The following is a 17,205-nucleotide window of genomic DNA, read 5'->3' as shown; positions in this document are numbered from 1 at the left end:
CAGCGCCTCTGTTAATGAATGCGAACCGAAACGCAGTTTCGCAGTCGCATGAAGTGTGCGTGGTAGTGGTTTTAATCTTTTTAATGGAAAATTGATCTTTTTTAGTTTCCAACACGTAAATATCTGTAGATAACTTTTTGGAGCAACTATGGATACGTTGGCATTAGATTTAGCACGGTTTCAATTTGCATTTACCGTGGCTTTTCATATTATTTTCCCATCCTTTACCATTGGACTGGCATCCTATTTGGCGGTATTAGAAGGCCTCTGGTTGAAAACAAAAAATGAAAAATATATTCAGCTATATAAATATTGGCTGAAAATATTCGCCGTCAGTTTTGGTATGGGGGTTGTCAGTGGGATTGTACTGAGCTATCAATTTGGCACTAACTGGAGTGTATTCTCAGATAAGACGGGTCCTATTCTTGGGCCACTAATGGGATATGAAATTTTAACAGCCTTCTTTTTAGAAGCAGGATTTCTGGGGGTGATGTTATTTGGTATGCAACGAGTGGGTAAAAAACTACACTTTGCATCTACTTGTGTTGTCGCATTTGGTACTTTTCTGTCCGCTTTTTGGATACTTTCAGTCAACAGTTGGATGCAGACCCCAGCCGGCTATGCTATCAATGAAGTCGGGCAATTTATTCCCGATGATTGGTTCGCTATTATTTTTAACCCTTCGTTTCCCTACCGATTAGTACACATGTTATTAGCGTCTTATTTGACCACTGCCTTGGTTGTTTCCGCAGTGGGGGCTTATCATTTAATCAAAGCGCCTCACAATCCTTTAGCAAAAACCATGTTTTCCATGGCGCTGTGGATGATCACCATTGTTACCCCTATTCAAATTATTGCCGGAGACCTGCATGGCTTAAACACCCTACAGCATCAACCCGCAAAAGTTGCAGCAATGGAGGGGCATTACCAATCTCACGATGGTGCCCCACTCATTCTATTTGGTATTCCCGATGACCAAGCAAAGGAAATGAGGTATCAGGTCGCCATCCCGAAGCTTGGCAGCCTTATTTTAACCCATGACCTGAATGGCAGAGTGGAAGGCCTTGATGCATTTCCTGAAAGCGATCATCCACCTGTTTCAATCGTATTTTGGAGCTTTAGGGTGATGGTCGGAATTGGTTTTGCTATGTTAATGATTGGTCTCTTCAGCTTATGGTTGCGTAAAAAAGGCAGGCTTTATGATATGCCACTTTTTCATCGGGTTTGCATTCTATTTGGCCCCGCTGGTTTTGTCGCGGTGCTCTCAGGCTGGATCACCACTGAAGTTGGCAGACAACCGTTCACCGTTTATGGATTATTAAGGACCGTCGATTCTGCATCGCCAATCGATGCGCTAGCGATCAGTTTCTCGCTAGCGGCCTTTGTGGTTGTTTATCTTTGTGTTTTTGGTGCGGGATTCTTTTATCTTATTCGACTAATGCGTAAGTCCCCGACGCGATATGAAAAGTCTTTAGATCCACGACTTGCAGACGGTGCCCAAGTACCACCCGCTTCTCACCCTAATCGATTAACTTAGAGGTAACAACATATGGATTACGCATTAATTTGGTACGGGCTGATTGGTTTAGCGGTGTTAATTTACGTTGTTCTCGATGGATTTGATTTGGGAATAGGCATTCTTTTCCCCAAAGCTACCGAGGAGTCAGAACGTGACTTAATGATGAATAGTATTGCGCCTGTTTGGGATGGTAATGAAACTTGGTTGGTACTCGGTGGAGGGGGATTATTTGCTGTATTTCCACTCGCCTATTCCATTGTTATGCCTGCACTTTATGCGCCATTAATGATTATGTTACTGGGGTTAGTGTTAAGAGGTGTTTCATTTGAATACCGATTCAGAACTAAACGCGGAAAATTTATCTGGGATACTTCTTTTTTTGTTGGTTCTCTTGCTGCCGCTGCAATGCAAGGGATCATGCTCGGGGCTATGTTACAAGGTATCGAAATAGAGGGGCGAAGTTATGCCGGTGGTTGGTTTGATTGGTTAACGCCATTCACCTTGTTCTGTGGATTTGCAACCATTTGTGCATACGCACTACTAGGTGCATGTTGGTTGGTTATCAAGCTACCCAATGAGTTAGCTGAAAGATACTATGGTGTGGCTAAACGTTGGGGCTTGGCATTAGTTTTTTGTATTGTCATTGTCAGTGCTTGGTTGCCACTCAGTCACCAAATAGTTTCTCTGCGATGGTTCAATCTGCCTAATTCAATACTGTATTTTACTGTGCCCGTGATGGCCGTAATTTGTATCTGGCAGTTGTTTAAATCCTTAAATAATCACCGAGCTGTACGAGCTTATTTATTTGCCATTGGGCTGTTCTTAGTATCCGCAATCGGATTTTCTGTGAGTACATTTCCATACATTGTTCCTTTTGCAGTCACTTATTCAGATGCAGCCGCGCCGGACAGTAGTTTGAAATTTTTACTTGCCGGTACCGCCTTTTTATTACCAATGGTGATCGCCTATAGCGCTTATGCCTATTGGGTGTTCAGAGGGAAATTAAAACATGAAGAGGGGTATCACTAATGAAACGATTAATTAAACAGTGGGGTTGGATGATTATACTTTGGGGAGGAAGTGTTCTCGCACTGACTATATTCGCATATTTACTTCGTTTTGTTATTAAATAATGCAGAAGACAGATAATCGCAGATAAATGGAATAATAATCCAGTGAAAGTGTTTACTGGATTACTCTCATTGTTAAATCCCAAGGAAATATTCACCTATTTTTGCAATATGTCTGCTCAATACAATCATAATGTAAATTATCAGCAGATGCTTACCTAAATGAGGTTTCCATTAGCCCGCAAAGAATCTCAGGCTGACATGCATTTTTCGCTAAAAGGTCAGCCCTGCAATATAGAGAGGGCTACCGCAAAATCAATAGTGTCACCCATTAGCTTTGCCCAAAATTATTAATGATACCAAAGGATACCGCCTTAATTGAGTGCCATTCAGACCTGACTTTTGAGAATAAATATCAAACTAGAATGAGAATGGAAACAGATCTCGAAAAACAGGGAAAATTATCTATTAAAATGACTGAAGAGGGTAAAAACTAAGAAACAAACGACTTCGAGTTTCCATCGAGAAAGAACAGTCAAAAATTCTGAATTGAAATTAAGCCTTTTCTTTTTCGAACCGTCAGGGTCCGCATTAATCCGCGCCAGTATGATATCACTGGCGCTTGTCTGAATGTGGTTGCCGATGTACTGTTGAAAAAACTCTATTCAACAGCCCCTCGAAACCGATTAATTATAAAACTTTAACTACTGACAATTTTCAATAAAGTTCCATGATGCATCACTGCCAGGTTTAGATTTGGTATACCAATTAGCACGATACTTCTTACCTGCATCCTGCATCTCATCACCTTTATCTTGATGATTTAGCTCACCAGCGACCCAATCCTTACGCGTCCAATTCGGATATTGACTAACACCCTCACATTTCCCAACTGGCAGCCCATTACCATTATCGCCATTATCGTCAGACCAATTAGCAATAACTTCTTTCACATAACTACCTGATTCGGTATAACTTCCCCAGCTACCACCTGCTGTAAACATTGAGGCACCTTCCGCTTTATTGTTAAGGGCCCAGTTGGCATGGCTAATATTATTGGCTTTCAACAGTGCCATCCATGCGTCAGTTTCAGCTTTATTAACAGCTCCATCACCACTTGCATTCACAGCCCCCCACTCTGTAGCCATTAAGGCAACACCATTATTCAGTGCAATTTGTACTTTATCGCGAAGATACTGCCCATGTGTGCCAGCATAAAAATGGATGGTATAAGCAATATTCGGGCGATTAATCGGATCATAAGAAGCCACATCTACATCCTGTGACCAATTCGGTGTCCCCACCACAATAATTCCCGTCGGATCTATTGCACGGATCTTATCAATAAGATGCTCTGCATAGGGTTTTATCGTATTTGACCAACTGATTTGTAGCGGCTCATTGTATAATTCATAAATGATATTATCGTAATGACCATATTTTGTCGCAACATGAGTGAAGAAGCGTTCAGCCATTTGCATATCTTCATGGGCATGGTGGCTATGAAAGTCAACAATGACATAAAGATCCTCTTCGATAGCAGCTTCGATCACCTTATCAAGACGGGTAATATTACCCTGCCAATCATAATCTAATCCGCCATTGGCACCATGTCCAATCGCGGCACGAATCAACGTTGCACCTAACTCCGTTTTCGCTTTTCGCACATCACTTGCAGTGTAAAAACGCTCTCCACCCCATCCAGTGTTACTCCAAAAAAGACTTGGACCCGCAAAACTTTTCGCTTCTCCTCCAGCGAACACTTGGCCATTAGCCACGGTTAAAGGTTCAACAGCAAGTGCATATTGACATGATGCAGCAACTAAACTTAATGGTAAGAAACAACGTTTGATTAAACTACGATACGACATTTTCATATTCATTATGGATTTCCTTATATGGTATGTAACAAAAATCTGCAACGCCTAGAAGAACCAAAAGGGTCTTTAATCTTGACATCAAAATTAAAGATCTGCCCCTGACAAACTGACAGATCATTAAATTTTTAATTTAACAATTAGTTAAGTTAAAAATGCACAATATCTGGCTTTTGTAACATGTAACAATTAAAAGTCAAATTCCGGCCGTTAAAGATCAACTAAATAAAACAATAAAAACATAAAAATAGAATAAAAAATCAAATTGAGAGGAGTTAATTAGCAATTTATGTAAAATGACAAGTCAAAGAAGAAGAGCAAGGAAGTGATTGATTTAGCAGTTGGAAAACAAGTAAGTGCTCTTCCTATTAGAGAGCTATATGGAGAATTAAAGTCAGTGCTAGGACTGACTTTTCGTGTGCATTTTTACGATAACTTGTTCTTACTTTAAACAAGACGGATCTCGCGCTGCGTTATTCGTCGTTTATATAGAATAACGATGCCTCGCTCCTAACCCCCTGCTTAAAGCATATTTATATCGAACAAAATTCGTATCAGAAAGGTCAGCCCCTAGCCCATGGTCACCAACATTTCATGCAGTTTAGATACTTCATCTCTGAGCTGGGCGGCTTTTTCAAATTCAAGATCTTTAGCAAAGGCAAACATCTCTTTTTCCAGTTTAGCTATCTGTTTAAGGATCTCCTGCTCACTCCTGATTTGGTAATTCGCCTTATACTCGGCGACTTTATCCTGCTTACTATTACCTTTTTTAAGATTGCGCTGTCCAAGCTGCATCACATCACTGACCGGCTTGATTAAACCTTGCGGGATAATGCCATTGGCCTTATTAAATTGATCCTGCAAGAGACGGCGATCTTCGGTCACTTTAATCGCCTTTTGCATTGAACCTGTGATTCGCGCTGCATATAAAATCGCCTTGCCTTTTAAATTACGTGCCGCACGGCCCATGGTTTGAATTAGCGAGCGCTCTGAACGCAAGAACCCCTCTTTATCGGCATCTAATATCGCCACCAGGGAGACCTCTGGAATATCTAACCCTTCGCGCAGTAAGTTGATGCCAACTAGTACATCAAAGATCCCCAAACGCAGATCGCGTATAATCTCAACACGCTCAACCGTATCCACATCGGAATGTAAATAACGCACCTTAACGCCATGTTCACTCAGATAATCAGTGAGATCTTCCGCCATCCTTTTGGTTAACGTGGTCACTAAAACGCGTTCTTTAAGCGGGATGCGCAAATTAATTTCAGAAAGCAGATCATCCACCTGCGTGTTAACGGGCCGAACCTCGATTTCAGGATCAAGTAATCCGGTCGGGCGGATCACTTGACGGATAATATCGCCTTGCGACTTTTCTATTTCATAATCACTTGGCGTGGCAGAAACATAGATAGTTTGCGGCGCAAGTTTCTCAAACTCCGCAAATTTGAGTGGCCGATTATCCAGAGCAGAGGGCAAACGAAAACCATAATTAACCAGATTTTCTTTACGGGAGCGATCCCCTTTATACATAGCGCCAATTTGCGGCACGGTAACGTGGCTCTCATCAATAATCAGCAAGCCGTTTTTGGGCAGATAATCAAACAGAGTAGGCGGTGCTTCCCCCTGCCCGCGCCCCGACAGATAACGCGAGTAATTTTCAATCCCCGAGCAGTAACCCAGCTCAGTCATCATTTCGATATCGTATAAGGTGCGCTGCGAGATACGTTGCTCTTCAATTAATTTATTTTGCTCAAGAAACTCTTTTTTACGCTCATTAAGCTCGACTTTAATAGCATCAACGGCTTTAAAAATTTGCTCCCGCGGCGTGACATAATGGGTCTTAGGGTAGATGGTGACACGGGTAAGGTTATCGAGCTGCTGGCCCGTTAAGGGATCAAAAACAGAGATCTTTTCCACTTCATCATCAAACAGTTCAATACGTAATGCTTCTTTTTCTGAGTCTGCCGGGAAGATATCTATCACTTCGCCACGCACCCGAAAAGTGCCCCGACTCAATTCGGTGTCATTACGACTATATTGCAGAGCCACTAAACGTTGCAGGATTTCTCGACTGGAAATTATCTCTCCGACCGTTAGGTGCAGCATCATCTTTAAATAGGCATCAGGATCACCCAGACCATAAATAGCAGAAACAGAAGCAACCAACACCACATCTTCACGCTCTAATAACGCTTTGGTAGCGGACAAACGCATCTGCTCAATATGTGCATTAACCGCCGCATCTTTTTCTATAAAGGAATCGGAACTTGGCACATAGGCTTCCGGCTGATAATAATCGTAATAGGAGACAAAATATTCAACTGCATTATTAGGAAAAAATTCTTTCATTTCACCATACAGCTGCGCCGCTAATGTTTTATTGGGTGCAAGAATTAATGTCGGACGGTTTAACTGCGCAATAGCATTGGCCAGGGTGAATGTTTTCCCTGAGCCGGTAACCCCCAGTAACGTCTGAAAAGCCAGCCCAGATTCAATACCATCAACTAATTTTTCGATAGCTTGCGGCTGATCTCCCGCGGGCAAAAATGCCGATGATAATTGAAACTTTTTTTTCATAATAACCTCGCTACCTATACTAAAAGCACTTAAAAACAGATCCCTTAACAGATCAAAAAAGTGACTGGCTTCAGACCCTAAATTGGTAATAGCGTCATTAGCTTCCCTAAAATAAATAACAGCGTAACAAGCTAGCCGATATCCACTATCTTATTCTAAATGGCTACAAACTTAAACATTCTCGGCCCCTAAAAAAGTTTGCTTGAACGGCTTCCCGGCGCGCTTTAGCGTCGCTATGATCTAGATGCTAGTTAGTTGCCAATACAGTAAATCCAAGATCCCTATCGCACTATGGATCTCTCCTCTTTTTTTACTGCCTTTTTCTATCACATGAAACATCTCTAAAAATCGAGTTGGAACAGATATCTCCACCAATGGTGAATTTTAATCACTTACTTAAAGCATTACAGCTCTTTTTGCTACTTTTATTCTCTGCTGCAATAAAATTCGCTAAGGTTAAATTATGATCCTAAGGGGGATTTAGTAGAAATAGCACTCCGCTAACGGTTATAAAAAAAACAATAAAAACTCTCTTTAATTTTTAGTTGTCAATCAATTTGTTAAAATTTAAATTTAAATAACCCACAGAAAATTATTGACTTACAAATAAATTAATTTTTAAGAAAAACAATCAAACAAAAACTAAACAAGCTAACTTGACATTAGTAACTACTTGTTTTTTATGGACTTATTGTTTTGTTTGTTTTTGCTGCAATGACCGGCGAGCTAAGTGATAATCAGGCTTTCAGGCTGTTTTAATAAAAGTCCCCACAGAGTTATCCACAGAAAAAGTGGATAACCACGTTGAAGCTAGAAGCCATAGGCTTCACAGTCTGTTGCAAGAATATTTTATAAGATCCTGACAAATAAATATTTTTGTAAATTGATCGTATTTCATACAAAAACAGAAAAAACATGTAAATAAGAGTAACAATGATCAATAAGCTAATAATGGGGTAAATTAAAAGAAAATTAACCTTTTGTTAGCATCTATTTAACTTTTAATCTTTATCCCGTTCAAAAAACAGCCGTTCCTTTGTGTAAATAAAAATATAAAACAAATTTATTTGCTATGATCTTCACCACCATTTATCTACAGGAAATAATCGTGACTTATTTATTATTAAAAAAAGCTTATAGAGCAATATTAATTACTAGCACCGTTTTATTAATGGCTTGCAGTACCTCTCCCACAAGCGTTCAACTGCAGCCTGAGTTATCATTCAAAAAAACGGAGCCGCTTATGGGCAGCTTAATTTGGGGCGTTCATAGCCAGGATCAACGTATTGCACATTACCTTATTGCCATAGAAAATGGAGATAATGAAAATGCAGCCCGTCTGGTCAATGAGTCACGCAATAGCCGCGTCATTATTGAAAAGGTTTTACAGGAACAATGGATAAAACAGGGGTTAGCAATTCAAGCTGACAGCGCCAATATAATTGATATCCAGCTTATTAAACTGCTGGCAGAAGTTGAGCAAAATAGCCTGACTTACAAAATAGATTCAAACATCATCATTAAAGTAAAATTGCACGCTGATAACAAAATATTCAACAAAACATTTAACTCTCGTTTTGGCGAAGAAGGGGTGTTTACTGCTGATGTGGAAAAAGTAACTAAACAATTAAACGATCAGTTATCACAATTATTAACTGAAATCCTTCACGACTCTGAGCTTAACGCTAAACTGCAAAAAATTTAAATAAGGAATTACTTAATGAAAATAAAACAACTGTTAGCTTTTTTTGTACTTTTGACCAGTACCTCTACTTTTGCGGCGACCAATCCAAGTGTTGTTATTGACACCTCAAAAGGGAATATTATTATCGAACTTTTCCCGGATAAAGCCCCAAAATCTGTCACAAACTTTCTCGCTTATATAGAAAAAGATGGCTTTAAACAGACCATTTTCCACCGTGTTATTAATGGTTTTATGATCCAGGGTGGCGGTGAAAATGAATCCGGCAAGAAATTTGATACCTTTGCGGCAATCGAAAATGAATCACGCAATGGCCTGAGTAATGAGCGCGGCACCATTTCTATGGCAAGAACCTCCGCCCCTCATTCAGCAACCAGACAGTTCTTTATCAACCATAAAGATAATGCTTTTTTAGATGCTGGAAGTAGCAACTGGGGATATGCCGTATTTGGTAAAGTAACAGCAGGAATGGATGTTGTTGATACCATTGCCACGGTTCAAACCAGAGGCGCAGATAAACCGGTGCAAACGGTTATTATCAACAGTATTAGCTTAAATCCCGGCGAGCAAAAATAAAAAGGAAATACGCCAATGGTCAAACATTGGCGTTACCCAGATGAACTACAAGCCTCTTCCTTACCCATCACCCATCACTCCTTACCCCCTCACTATTTACTCTTCACCCATCACTCCTTACCCATCACCCATCACTCCTTACTCTTCACCCATCACTCCTTACCCATCACCCATCACTCCTTACTCATCACTCATCACCCATCACCCATCACTCATCACCCATCACCCATCACTCTTCACTGTTTAGTGGGCTCGTGCTTTCTTTAACAAATCTTGAGCTTGCTGGCGCAATATTCCCTCTGCGCCAAGGCTAAGTGTTTTTTGGGCAAGCGATACAGCTTGACGGTAAGCACCTTCACGATAACGCAGTTCCCCTAAACGGTAATAACTACCAGGGTAACGAGGTGCCATTCTAATCGCCCGTTCAAGCGAAGATGCTGCAGATCTATTATCGCCATTTTGCTCCTGCAGCTCAGCGCGCCGCAGTAAAGAAAACACGGCAGGCGGTGCTATTGCTGCGCTATCAACAGAGGGTTCCTGAGGTTTAACAACAGGCGCTTCGGGAACCTCTTCTTTCGGTTGAGTTCCCTGTGTCGGCGGGCTTATAACCTCTTCCACAGGCGATCTTGTGGGCAGTGTGCTACAGGCAACTAAAACCCATGGCATGCAAAGTAGTGAAATTTTTCTAACAATATTCATAATTTTCTCACATTTTATCGACTAAACGTTTAAACCAATCAATGACCTCGGCGGCTCCTCGCCGGCAACGAATCTCTTCCTCGGGCTCTGAGCCGACAATAAAGGGTAATGGAATCGCATTTGTACAAGACTCTTGGCTACCTTGCCCTGTATCTTTGTCAACCCATACTATATTGATCTCCTGCGGTGGTAAATTTTGAATAGGCAGGCGCGAGCGCTGCTTGAAAATATCCGCCCATACGCGCAGGGCACCACTTGAACCAGTTAAACCAGTATTGCCATTATCATCTCTTCCTAACCAAACAACAGCCATCATATCCCCGGAAAAACCTGCGAACCAGCTATCACGAAGATCATTGGTTGTGCCCGTTTTACCGGCAACAGAAAACTCAGGTAGCAGCCATTCCAGAGATTTAGCTGTCCCTTCATGAGTGACAGCCTGCATGGCATGACTCAAGAGATAAATAGATGCTCTATCAAAACGTTGTTCAACTTCCAAAGAGTAGCTGGTTAATACTGCACCTCCTGGTGCCACAACTGCATTGATAGACATTAAAGGGGTGTAAAAACCGTCGGCGGAGATGGTTTGATAGATCTGAGCAACCTCAATGGGCAGCATACCCACAGCGCCTAACGTCAACGAAGGTAAGGCAGGAACGTCCTGTTCCACCCCTAAACGATGTACTGTATCCACCACTTTATCCAGCCCGATGGTGTTACCTAAGCGCGCAGTAGCTTGATTATAAGAGCTGGCCAATGCTTTATATAACAACACCTCACCATGATCCTTGCGATCAAAATTTTGTGGAACCCACGGATCACCATTAGGCATCAATAATGTATATTCGTCATCGTTGATCAAAGTAGCAAGGGTATAAGCTTCAGGCTGCTCAAGCGCGCTCAAATAGACAGCAGGTTTAAGCAATGAACCCACTTGGCGGCGGGCATCTAAGGCACGATTAAACCCGGCATAGCGTCCATCTTTACCACCAAGGATGGCGATCACGGCACCTGTGTTTGGTCTCGTAATAACTACTGCTCCCTGAAGTTCAGCGCTGTCGCCATTGGACTCATGTTTGGCAATAGCGGTGCTCAGACTTGATTCTGCACTGTTTTGTACCAGTGGGTCAAAGTAGGTGAAAATGGCGAGGCCATTAGAGCTTAGATCCTCTTCTTTATAGTCTCGCTGCAACTGCCTGCGCACCAGATCAAGATAAGCTGGATAACGTCGTTTATGTGTAACGCTAGTGGAGCCAACACCCAGTGGACGTTGTTTGGCCTTTTCTGCTACATCGCTATCGATACGCGCTTCGCGAACGGCAATATCTAACACCAGATTTCGACGTTGCAAGGCCCGGGCAGGATTACGCCAAGGGTTGTAAAAACTCGCCCCTCTCACTAAAGCAACCAATAACGCCTGCTGGTCTAAAGACAGATCAGAGAGCGGACGGTTAAAATAATACTGACTTGCAAGGCCAAAGCCATGGATAGCTCTTGGACCATCTTGACCAAGATAAATCTCATTAATATAGCCTTCTAAAATTTCAGACTTACTGAAATGCAGCTCGATAAGTAAAGCCATTAGCGCTTCTTTCGCTTTGCGCGTTAGCGTTTGTTCGGAGCTCAGGTAATAATTCTTAACCAGTTGCTGGGTCAGCGTTGAAGCGCCTTGAGAAATTCCCCCTTCCTTAATATTGGCCATTAATGCACGGGCAATGCCGCGAAAAGAGATGCCAAAGTGACTATAAAAGCGGTCATCCTCCACGGCAACTAACATCTCCTGCAGCGGCAAGGGGACGTCAGATAGCTGCACTAATAATCTGTCTTCATGGTGAGAAGGATAAATACCGCCGATTGCAAGCGGCTCCAGACGCACCAGTTCCGCACCATCATCACTGACAAGTTTGGAGACCCTGTCATCTTGTAGATGCAGCGATATTTTACGGGCAGGTTCAAGCTCATCGCTAAATTGAAAACCTGGGGTATAAATTGTAACTTTATTGCCATTGACTATTGCCTGTCCCGGATTTTCAAGACGAGATACAAAACGGTAGCCCAGCATGCCTAACTCTATTTTGAGATCGCTCACCGTTAACTGTGCACCTTGGTATAATTCTAAGGGGCGCGCATAAACGGTTGATGGTACAGACCACTTCTTACCAGTGAAGGTGGAACGGATAGTGAAATCTAGATAAATGATCGCCACCAGTGCAATCACCGCCGATAGCAGAATAACTTTCCACCATAATGTAAATCTGAATTTTTTATTTTTAATAGCCACTTAGACCTCTGGGTTACGGGTTACGTCGCTGCAGTCTCGTGTATAAGCTGCATCGGACTCTTATTTATAACAGGAAAGGCTCAGGCTTCAAACCGCTCGCCACTCTTGTCACCTGCAAATGATCAACAATGCTAATAAGTAAATAACGGTGTTGTTAAGAAAAGATAGAATTGGCTAAAAATAGCAGTAATAGTATTACCATAAACTGTATTATTTTATTAATAACAGTTCGCTAATCTCAACTGGAGAACTTAATATATGATCTTGATGGGGTAATGCAACTATCTTCAGCGAAAACGTTTTCAATTATTTCGCAAAACAAAAAAGCCGAACAGCGAGTATACAACAAACAAAACGCCTTCGACACCCGAATCAACGCAGTAGAAATTGTCCCCGATCGCATACCACTCACGCATAAAAAATATAACAGCGGGGACGAGTTACAGTGCAACGTGCAGCTGCTAGACTGACTAACAATCATTTTACTTATGAGGTTACTATGGAATTTTCAACATTAGGAAGCAGTGGTGTTTCTGTCTCGCGTATCTGTTTAGGCAGCATGACCTGGGGATTGCAAAATAACCAACAAGATGCCAATCAACAGATTGAACATGCACTGCAGCAAGGCATTAATTTCATTGATACAGCAGAGATGTATGCGGTTCCCCCCTCCCCTGATACCTATGGTAAAACTGAAACTATTATTGGTAACTGGCTAGGTAAAAATCCGAATCGCCGCAAGGAGATTATTTTAGCCAGCAAAATAGCCGGACCGGGACTAGATTGGGTACGTAATGGCGGGCCGATTACCGGCCAAGCGGTCGTACAAGCTGTCGATGCATCATTAAAACGGTTACAAACTGATTATATCGATCTCTTTCAATTACATTGGCCTAACCGTACTTCGCCGCACTTTGGCAAACAGTGGCCTAATCAGTTTAAATTCAGTGATGTAGATGCGACCGATCAGAGTGCGCAAATGTTAGATATTTTACGCGGATTGCAGCACTGTATAGATGCGGGAAAAATCCGTTTCTGTGGTTTATCAGATGATACGACGTGGGGCATCAATACTTACCTGAAATTAAGCAAGCAGTATGATTTGCCGCGTATGGTCTCCATTCAAAATGAATTTAATTTATTACATACTAAAGACTGGCCCTATTTAATTGAGAACTGCGTTCATGAAGAGATTGCTTATTTACCTTGGTCACCGCTCGCAGGCGGTATGTTAAGCGGAAAATATCTTAATGGCGCCCGCCCACAAGGGAGTCGCTGGACCTTAACGCAACGTAATGGTTTATTGAGAGATACGAAAACGGCGGAGCAAGCAATTGCAGCCTGCGCAGAGCTTGCTAAGCAATATAGCTTAACTCCGGCACAATTGGCGCTGGCCTGGTGCAATCAAGTTGACGGGGTAACTTCGACTATTATTGGCGCGACCAATATGGAACAATTAAAAGAAAATATCCAGGCGTTTTCCAACCCGCTCAGCGTACAAGCATTAAGTGATATAGACTCTCTACTTAAACGTTATCCGGCCCCGTTTTAAAATTTAACTAAGTTTATAATATTGAACTAGGCTTAACTGAGCACAAAAAAAGGCGGAGTATTAAATACACCGCCTTTTTTATATTAGCTATTTATGTTTTGGTAAAGCAACATTCACTTCTAACACAGACATATCATCATCCGCTTTATCGCTAAATTCACATTTAACGTCATCGCTTGAAATATCCATATATTTGCGAATAACAGCAACAATCTCCTGCTGCATTTCAATTAAGTAGGAAGGTCTTGCTGCACATGAATGTTCATGTGCGACAATAATTTGCAACCGATCTTTGGCTAGCCTTGCGCTACCTTTTTTGGGTTTTTCCTGTCTAAAATATTGTAATAATCCCATCTTAACCTCTAAATATCCGGCTTAAAAAACCTTTCTTTTGATAGGTAACAAAACGAAACTCTCGATTAATACCCAACAAACGATCCACTGCATCCTGATATGCTTTTCCCGCATCACAATCTTGATTCAAAATCACGGGTTCACCTAAGTTAGATGCATTCAATACATCCTGTGACTCAGGGATCACGCCTAACAATTCAATACCTAACAGATCATTGATATCGTCAATACTTAACATCTCCTCTTTTTCAACACGCTCAGGACTATAACGGGTGATCAAAAGATGTACTCGAATAGGGCTTAGCTGCAACTCAGCGCGGTGAGATTTACTGGATAACATACCCGTAATTCTATCTGAATCACGTACCGAAGATACTTCAGGATTGGTTGTTACAATCGCCTCATCTGCAAAATACAACGCCATCATAGCACCTTGTTCGATACCTGCGGGTGAATCACAAATAATGTATTCAAAACCGTCCGCTTTTAAATCAGCAATGACTTTCTCAACACCCGCTTTAGATAATGCATCTTTATCTCGTGTCTGCGACGCGGGTAAAATAAACAGATCATTAACCCGTTTATCTTTCACTAAGGCTTGCTGTAAATTTGCTTCTCCGTTAATCACATTAATAAGATCATAAACAACACGCCGTTCACAACCCATAATCAGATCTAGATTACGTAAACCGATATCAAAATCGATAATCACAGTTTTTGCGCCACTCATTGCAAGACCACAACCAATTGCAGCACTGCTAGTTGTTTTACCAACACCACCTTTACCTGATGTTACGACAATTACTTTTGCCATCATTATTCCTTAGCTAAATTAAATCCGACTTAAATTGGATAATACAATCTGTTCGTCTTGTAGTGAAACAATGCACGATTTACCCACAAAATCAGCGGCTAAATCATCACTTAGTTGATAAACACCTGCGATCGACACAAGTTCAGAACTAAGCGATTGGCAGAAGATACAGGCACTTTTCTCTCCCATCGCTCCTGCTAATGCTTTACCACGTAACGCCCCATAAATATGGATATTGCCGTCAGCAATCACTTCGGCCCCCGCACCCACATCACCATTTATAACAAGATCACACTCTTTGGCATAAATTTGTTGCCCGGAACGAACCCGACCAGTATGAATTTTAGTTTTCACCTCAGCAGGAACAAACTCGCGCCGTTCTACTTGAACTGCCGTTTTATTTACTGGATCTATTTCAACTTTTTCACGATGTTGTGAATGTTTTGAGCTACTTAATATAGCGATTTTTTGAGCTTTAATTTGCCCTTTCTGCGATTCAGATAAATCTCCCGTGATCCCGGCTAAGATAAATCCTTGTTCACTCACTATATTCTTTAATTGAGAAAAATCTAAATTCAGAGTATCGTTTTCTACCTTAACAACAATCGGCGCATCACAGAAAAAGTCGGGGGCCATCAACCGTTTTTTATTGAGCTCATCAGAAAGTTCTGTAAGCTCCTCACTATCAATATTCACCACCAGCAAGGTGAAATTCAACGATTTCAATGTCATAATCATCCTATCTTTTTAAATTTTAATTAATTGATTTAAAAATCAGTGATTTTCTATCAAAATTAAACCTATATGCATGTTATAGTTTGCTACCGAAATAGGCAAGCAAAGGGCTACATTAGTATTATGTTATGTGCTGTATATAAAAGTATTCGCAAATCACAGACCTATCTTTTTATCGCAAAAAGAGATGATTTTTCACCCGTACCGGATGCGCTTTTAACCCAATTTGGTCCGCCACAGTTGGTCTCTTTATTAAATATTAAAGAGGAGACAAAGCTTGCCCTTGCTGATCCTAAAAAAGTTCTCTCATCAATAACAGATGAGGGCTATTATTTACAACTCCCCCCCCCTCCTGTTGACTACTTAAAAGAACATAAAAAATGGCAACAAAGGCAAAAAGGAAACAGTTATGAAATTGATTAAATCAGTGATTCTCCCTTGTGTATTTAAAAAACAGTGTGTGGCGCTTCTGGCAGGCTTGATATTAACGCAAACAGCAGTGGCTGATGAGGCTCAAAAAATACCTTTTAACGATTATGTTGAGCAGATGAAAACTGAAGCAAAAGCGAACGGTATTGATACAACTATTGTTGATAATGCGTTTGCTAACGTTGAATTTTTACAGCGCAGTGTCAAATCAGATAAGGCGCAACCTGAGTTTAAATTAACCTTGGATACCTATCTTCCACGCGCAGTACCTGACTGGAAAATTGAGCAAGCGCGCGCTGCATATAAAAAACATTACCCTCTATTACAGAAAATTGGCAAAGAATATGGCGTACAACCCCGCTTTATTGTGGCGCTTTGGGGAATTGAAACTAATTTCGGTAATTTAACAGGCCGTCATTATGTTATCTCTTCTTTAACAACGATGGCTTATGAAGGTCGTCGCGAAGCGTTATTTAAGAAACAGTTATTTGCGGCACTCACCATTTTAGAAGAGGGACATATTAAACAAGAAGAGTTTATCGGCTCTTGGGCCGGTGCAATGGGGCAAGTGCAATTTATGCCCACCTCTTATTTGAACTATGCGGTCGATTATGATGGTGATGGCAAAAAAGATATATGGAATAGCTACGCGGATGTGTTTGCTTCTGCCGCTAACTATTTAAAAACCGAAGGTTGGAACTATGATGAGACATGGGGCCGACAAGTTTTATTGCCTGATAATTTTGATAATCAGCTAGCCGGTATTCAACAACAAAAAACACTGCAGCAGTGGCAAGAACTAGGCGTTCGCCGCTTTGATGGCAGCGCCCTACCCAAGGTTGAGATCAAGGCTTCAATTGTTATTCCTGATGATGCCAGTGGACGAGTTTACCTTGCTTATAACAACTACAAGGTGTTAATGCACTGGAACCGCTCATACTATTTTGCAACGGCAGTAAGCTACCTGTCCGAGCGCATTAATCACCCGCGCATCAACGCAGCAACTAAATAGGG

Annotated in this window: 16 protein-coding genes; 9 read left to right on the top strand and 7 right to left on the bottom strand. The window is 41.5% G+C overall.

Annotated features, from left to right (window positions below; all coding sequences use genetic code 11):
- Positions 1–148: 148 nt before the first annotated feature.
- From ACJAT7_RS03800 to ACJAT7_RS03790, 3 genes are read left to right on the top strand one after another with little or no spacing between them, the layout of a single operon-like run.
- A complete protein-coding gene (locus tag ACJAT7_RS03800; RefSeq protein WP_415225465.1) occupies positions 149–1,537 on the top strand; it encodes a cytochrome ubiquinol oxidase subunit I in 1,389 nt (462 codons plus the stop codon).
- Positions 1,538–1,549: 12 nt separating this feature from the next.
- Positions 1,550–2,548, top strand: a complete 999-nt coding sequence (cydB, locus tag ACJAT7_RS03795) for a cytochrome d ubiquinol oxidase subunit II (protein WP_415225464.1) — start codon at positions 1,550–1,552, stop codon at positions 2,546–2,548.
- Positions 2,548–2,652 (top strand): DUF2474 family protein, encoded by a 105-nt coding sequence (locus tag ACJAT7_RS03790; protein ID WP_415225463.1) that lies wholly within the window; start codon positions 2,548–2,550, stop codon positions 2,650–2,652. Before cydB ends, ACJAT7_RS03790 begins: the two co-directional genes overlap by 1 nt.
- 641 nt (positions 2,653–3,293) lie before the next feature.
- Here ACJAT7_RS03790 and ACJAT7_RS03785 read toward each other — a convergent pair.
- Entirely contained in the window at positions 3,294–4,472 is a 1,179-nt protein-coding gene (locus ACJAT7_RS03785; RefSeq protein WP_415225462.1) for a cellulase family glycosylhydrolase, read from the bottom strand.
- A gap of 564 nt (positions 4,473–5,036) precedes the next feature.
- On the bottom strand, positions 5,037–7,049 hold the full coding sequence (gene uvrB / locus ACJAT7_RS03780; RefSeq protein ID WP_415225461.1) for an excinuclease ABC subunit UvrB: 2,013 nt from the start codon (positions 7,047–7,049) through the stop codon (positions 5,037–5,039).
- Between the two features lie 1,108 nt (positions 7,050–8,157).
- Between uvrB and ACJAT7_RS03775 the strand changes: the two genes are divergently transcribed.
- From ACJAT7_RS03775 to ACJAT7_RS03765, 3 genes are read left to right on the top strand one after another with little or no spacing between them, the layout of a single operon-like run.
- Complete coding sequence (locus ACJAT7_RS03775) at positions 8,158–8,754, top strand: YajG family lipoprotein (RefSeq protein ID WP_415225460.1); 597 nt, start codon at positions 8,158–8,160, stop codon at positions 8,752–8,754.
- A 15-nt stretch (positions 8,755–8,769) separates the two neighbouring features.
- Positions 8,770–9,327 carry a peptidylprolyl isomerase gene (locus tag ACJAT7_RS03770; RefSeq protein WP_415225459.1) on the top strand — a complete coding sequence of 186 codons (558 nt, stop codon included), beginning with the start codon at positions 8,770–8,772 and terminating at the stop codon, positions 9,325–9,327.
- Between the two features lie 15 nt (positions 9,328–9,342).
- Positions 9,343–9,594 (top strand): hypothetical protein, encoded by a 252-nt coding sequence (locus tag ACJAT7_RS03765; RefSeq protein ID WP_415225458.1) that lies wholly within the window; start codon positions 9,343–9,345, stop codon positions 9,592–9,594.
- Here the strand turns inward: ACJAT7_RS03765 and ACJAT7_RS03760 are convergent.
- Entirely contained in the window at positions 9,571–10,026 is a 456-nt protein-coding gene (locus ACJAT7_RS03760; protein ID WP_415225457.1) for a tetratricopeptide repeat protein, read from the bottom strand. The genes ACJAT7_RS03765 and ACJAT7_RS03760 overlap by 24 nt on opposite strands.
- Positions 10,027–10,033: 7 nt before the next feature.
- Positions 10,034–12,307 (bottom strand): penicillin-binding protein 1B, encoded by a 2,274-nt coding sequence (gene mrcB / locus ACJAT7_RS03755; RefSeq protein WP_415225456.1) that lies wholly within the window; start codon positions 12,305–12,307, stop codon positions 10,034–10,036.
- A gap of 499 nt (positions 12,308–12,806) precedes the next feature.
- Here mrcB and ACJAT7_RS03750 point away from each other — a divergent pair, with 499 nt between their 5' ends.
- A complete protein-coding gene (locus ACJAT7_RS03750; protein ID WP_415225455.1) occupies positions 12,807–13,859 on the top strand; it encodes an aldo/keto reductase in 1,053 nt (350 codons plus the stop codon).
- Between the two features lie 87 nt (positions 13,860–13,946).
- On the opposite strand, the gene minE is transcribed toward ACJAT7_RS03750, so the two are convergent.
- The 3 genes from minE to minC are packed head-to-tail and all read right to left on the bottom strand — an operon-like array spanning position 13,947 to position 15,759.
- Entirely contained in the window at positions 13,947–14,213 is a 267-nt protein-coding gene (gene minE / locus ACJAT7_RS03745) for a cell division topological specificity factor MinE (protein WP_415225454.1), read from the bottom strand.
- 1 nt (position 14,214) lies between these two features.
- Positions 14,215–15,027 (bottom strand): septum site-determining protein MinD, encoded by an 813-nt coding sequence (gene minD, locus ACJAT7_RS03740; RefSeq protein ID WP_415225453.1) that lies wholly within the window; start codon positions 15,025–15,027, stop codon positions 14,215–14,217.
- 18 nt (positions 15,028–15,045) lie between these two features.
- Positions 15,046–15,759, bottom strand: a complete 714-nt coding sequence (minC, locus tag ACJAT7_RS03735) for a septum site-determining protein MinC (RefSeq protein WP_415225452.1) — start codon at positions 15,757–15,759, stop codon at positions 15,046–15,048.
- Positions 15,760–15,885: 126 nt separating this feature from the next.
- Here minC and ACJAT7_RS03730 point away from each other — a divergent pair, with 126 nt between their 5' ends.
- Together ACJAT7_RS03730 and ACJAT7_RS03725 are read left to right on the top strand one after the other, a co-directional pair.
- Positions 15,886–16,185: a YcgL domain-containing protein gene (locus ACJAT7_RS03730; protein ID WP_415225451.1), complete on the top strand. Its 300-nt coding sequence runs from the start codon at positions 15,886–15,888 to the stop codon at positions 16,183–16,185.
- Positions 16,172–17,203, top strand: coding sequence for a lytic murein transglycosylase (locus tag ACJAT7_RS03725; RefSeq protein WP_415225450.1), 1,032 nt, complete (start codon positions 16,172–16,174; stop codon positions 17,201–17,203). Before ACJAT7_RS03730 ends, ACJAT7_RS03725 begins: the two co-directional genes overlap by 14 nt.
- The last annotated feature ends 2 nt before the right edge of the window (positions 17,204–17,205 follow it).

It is taken from the genome of Psychromonas sp., assembly GCF_047632995.1.
Classification (GTDB): domain Bacteria; phylum Pseudomonadota; class Gammaproteobacteria; order Enterobacterales; family Psychromonadaceae; genus Psychromonas.
Note: the sequence above shows the minus strand (reverse complement) of the source record. Positions and strands in the feature narration are given on the sequence as shown.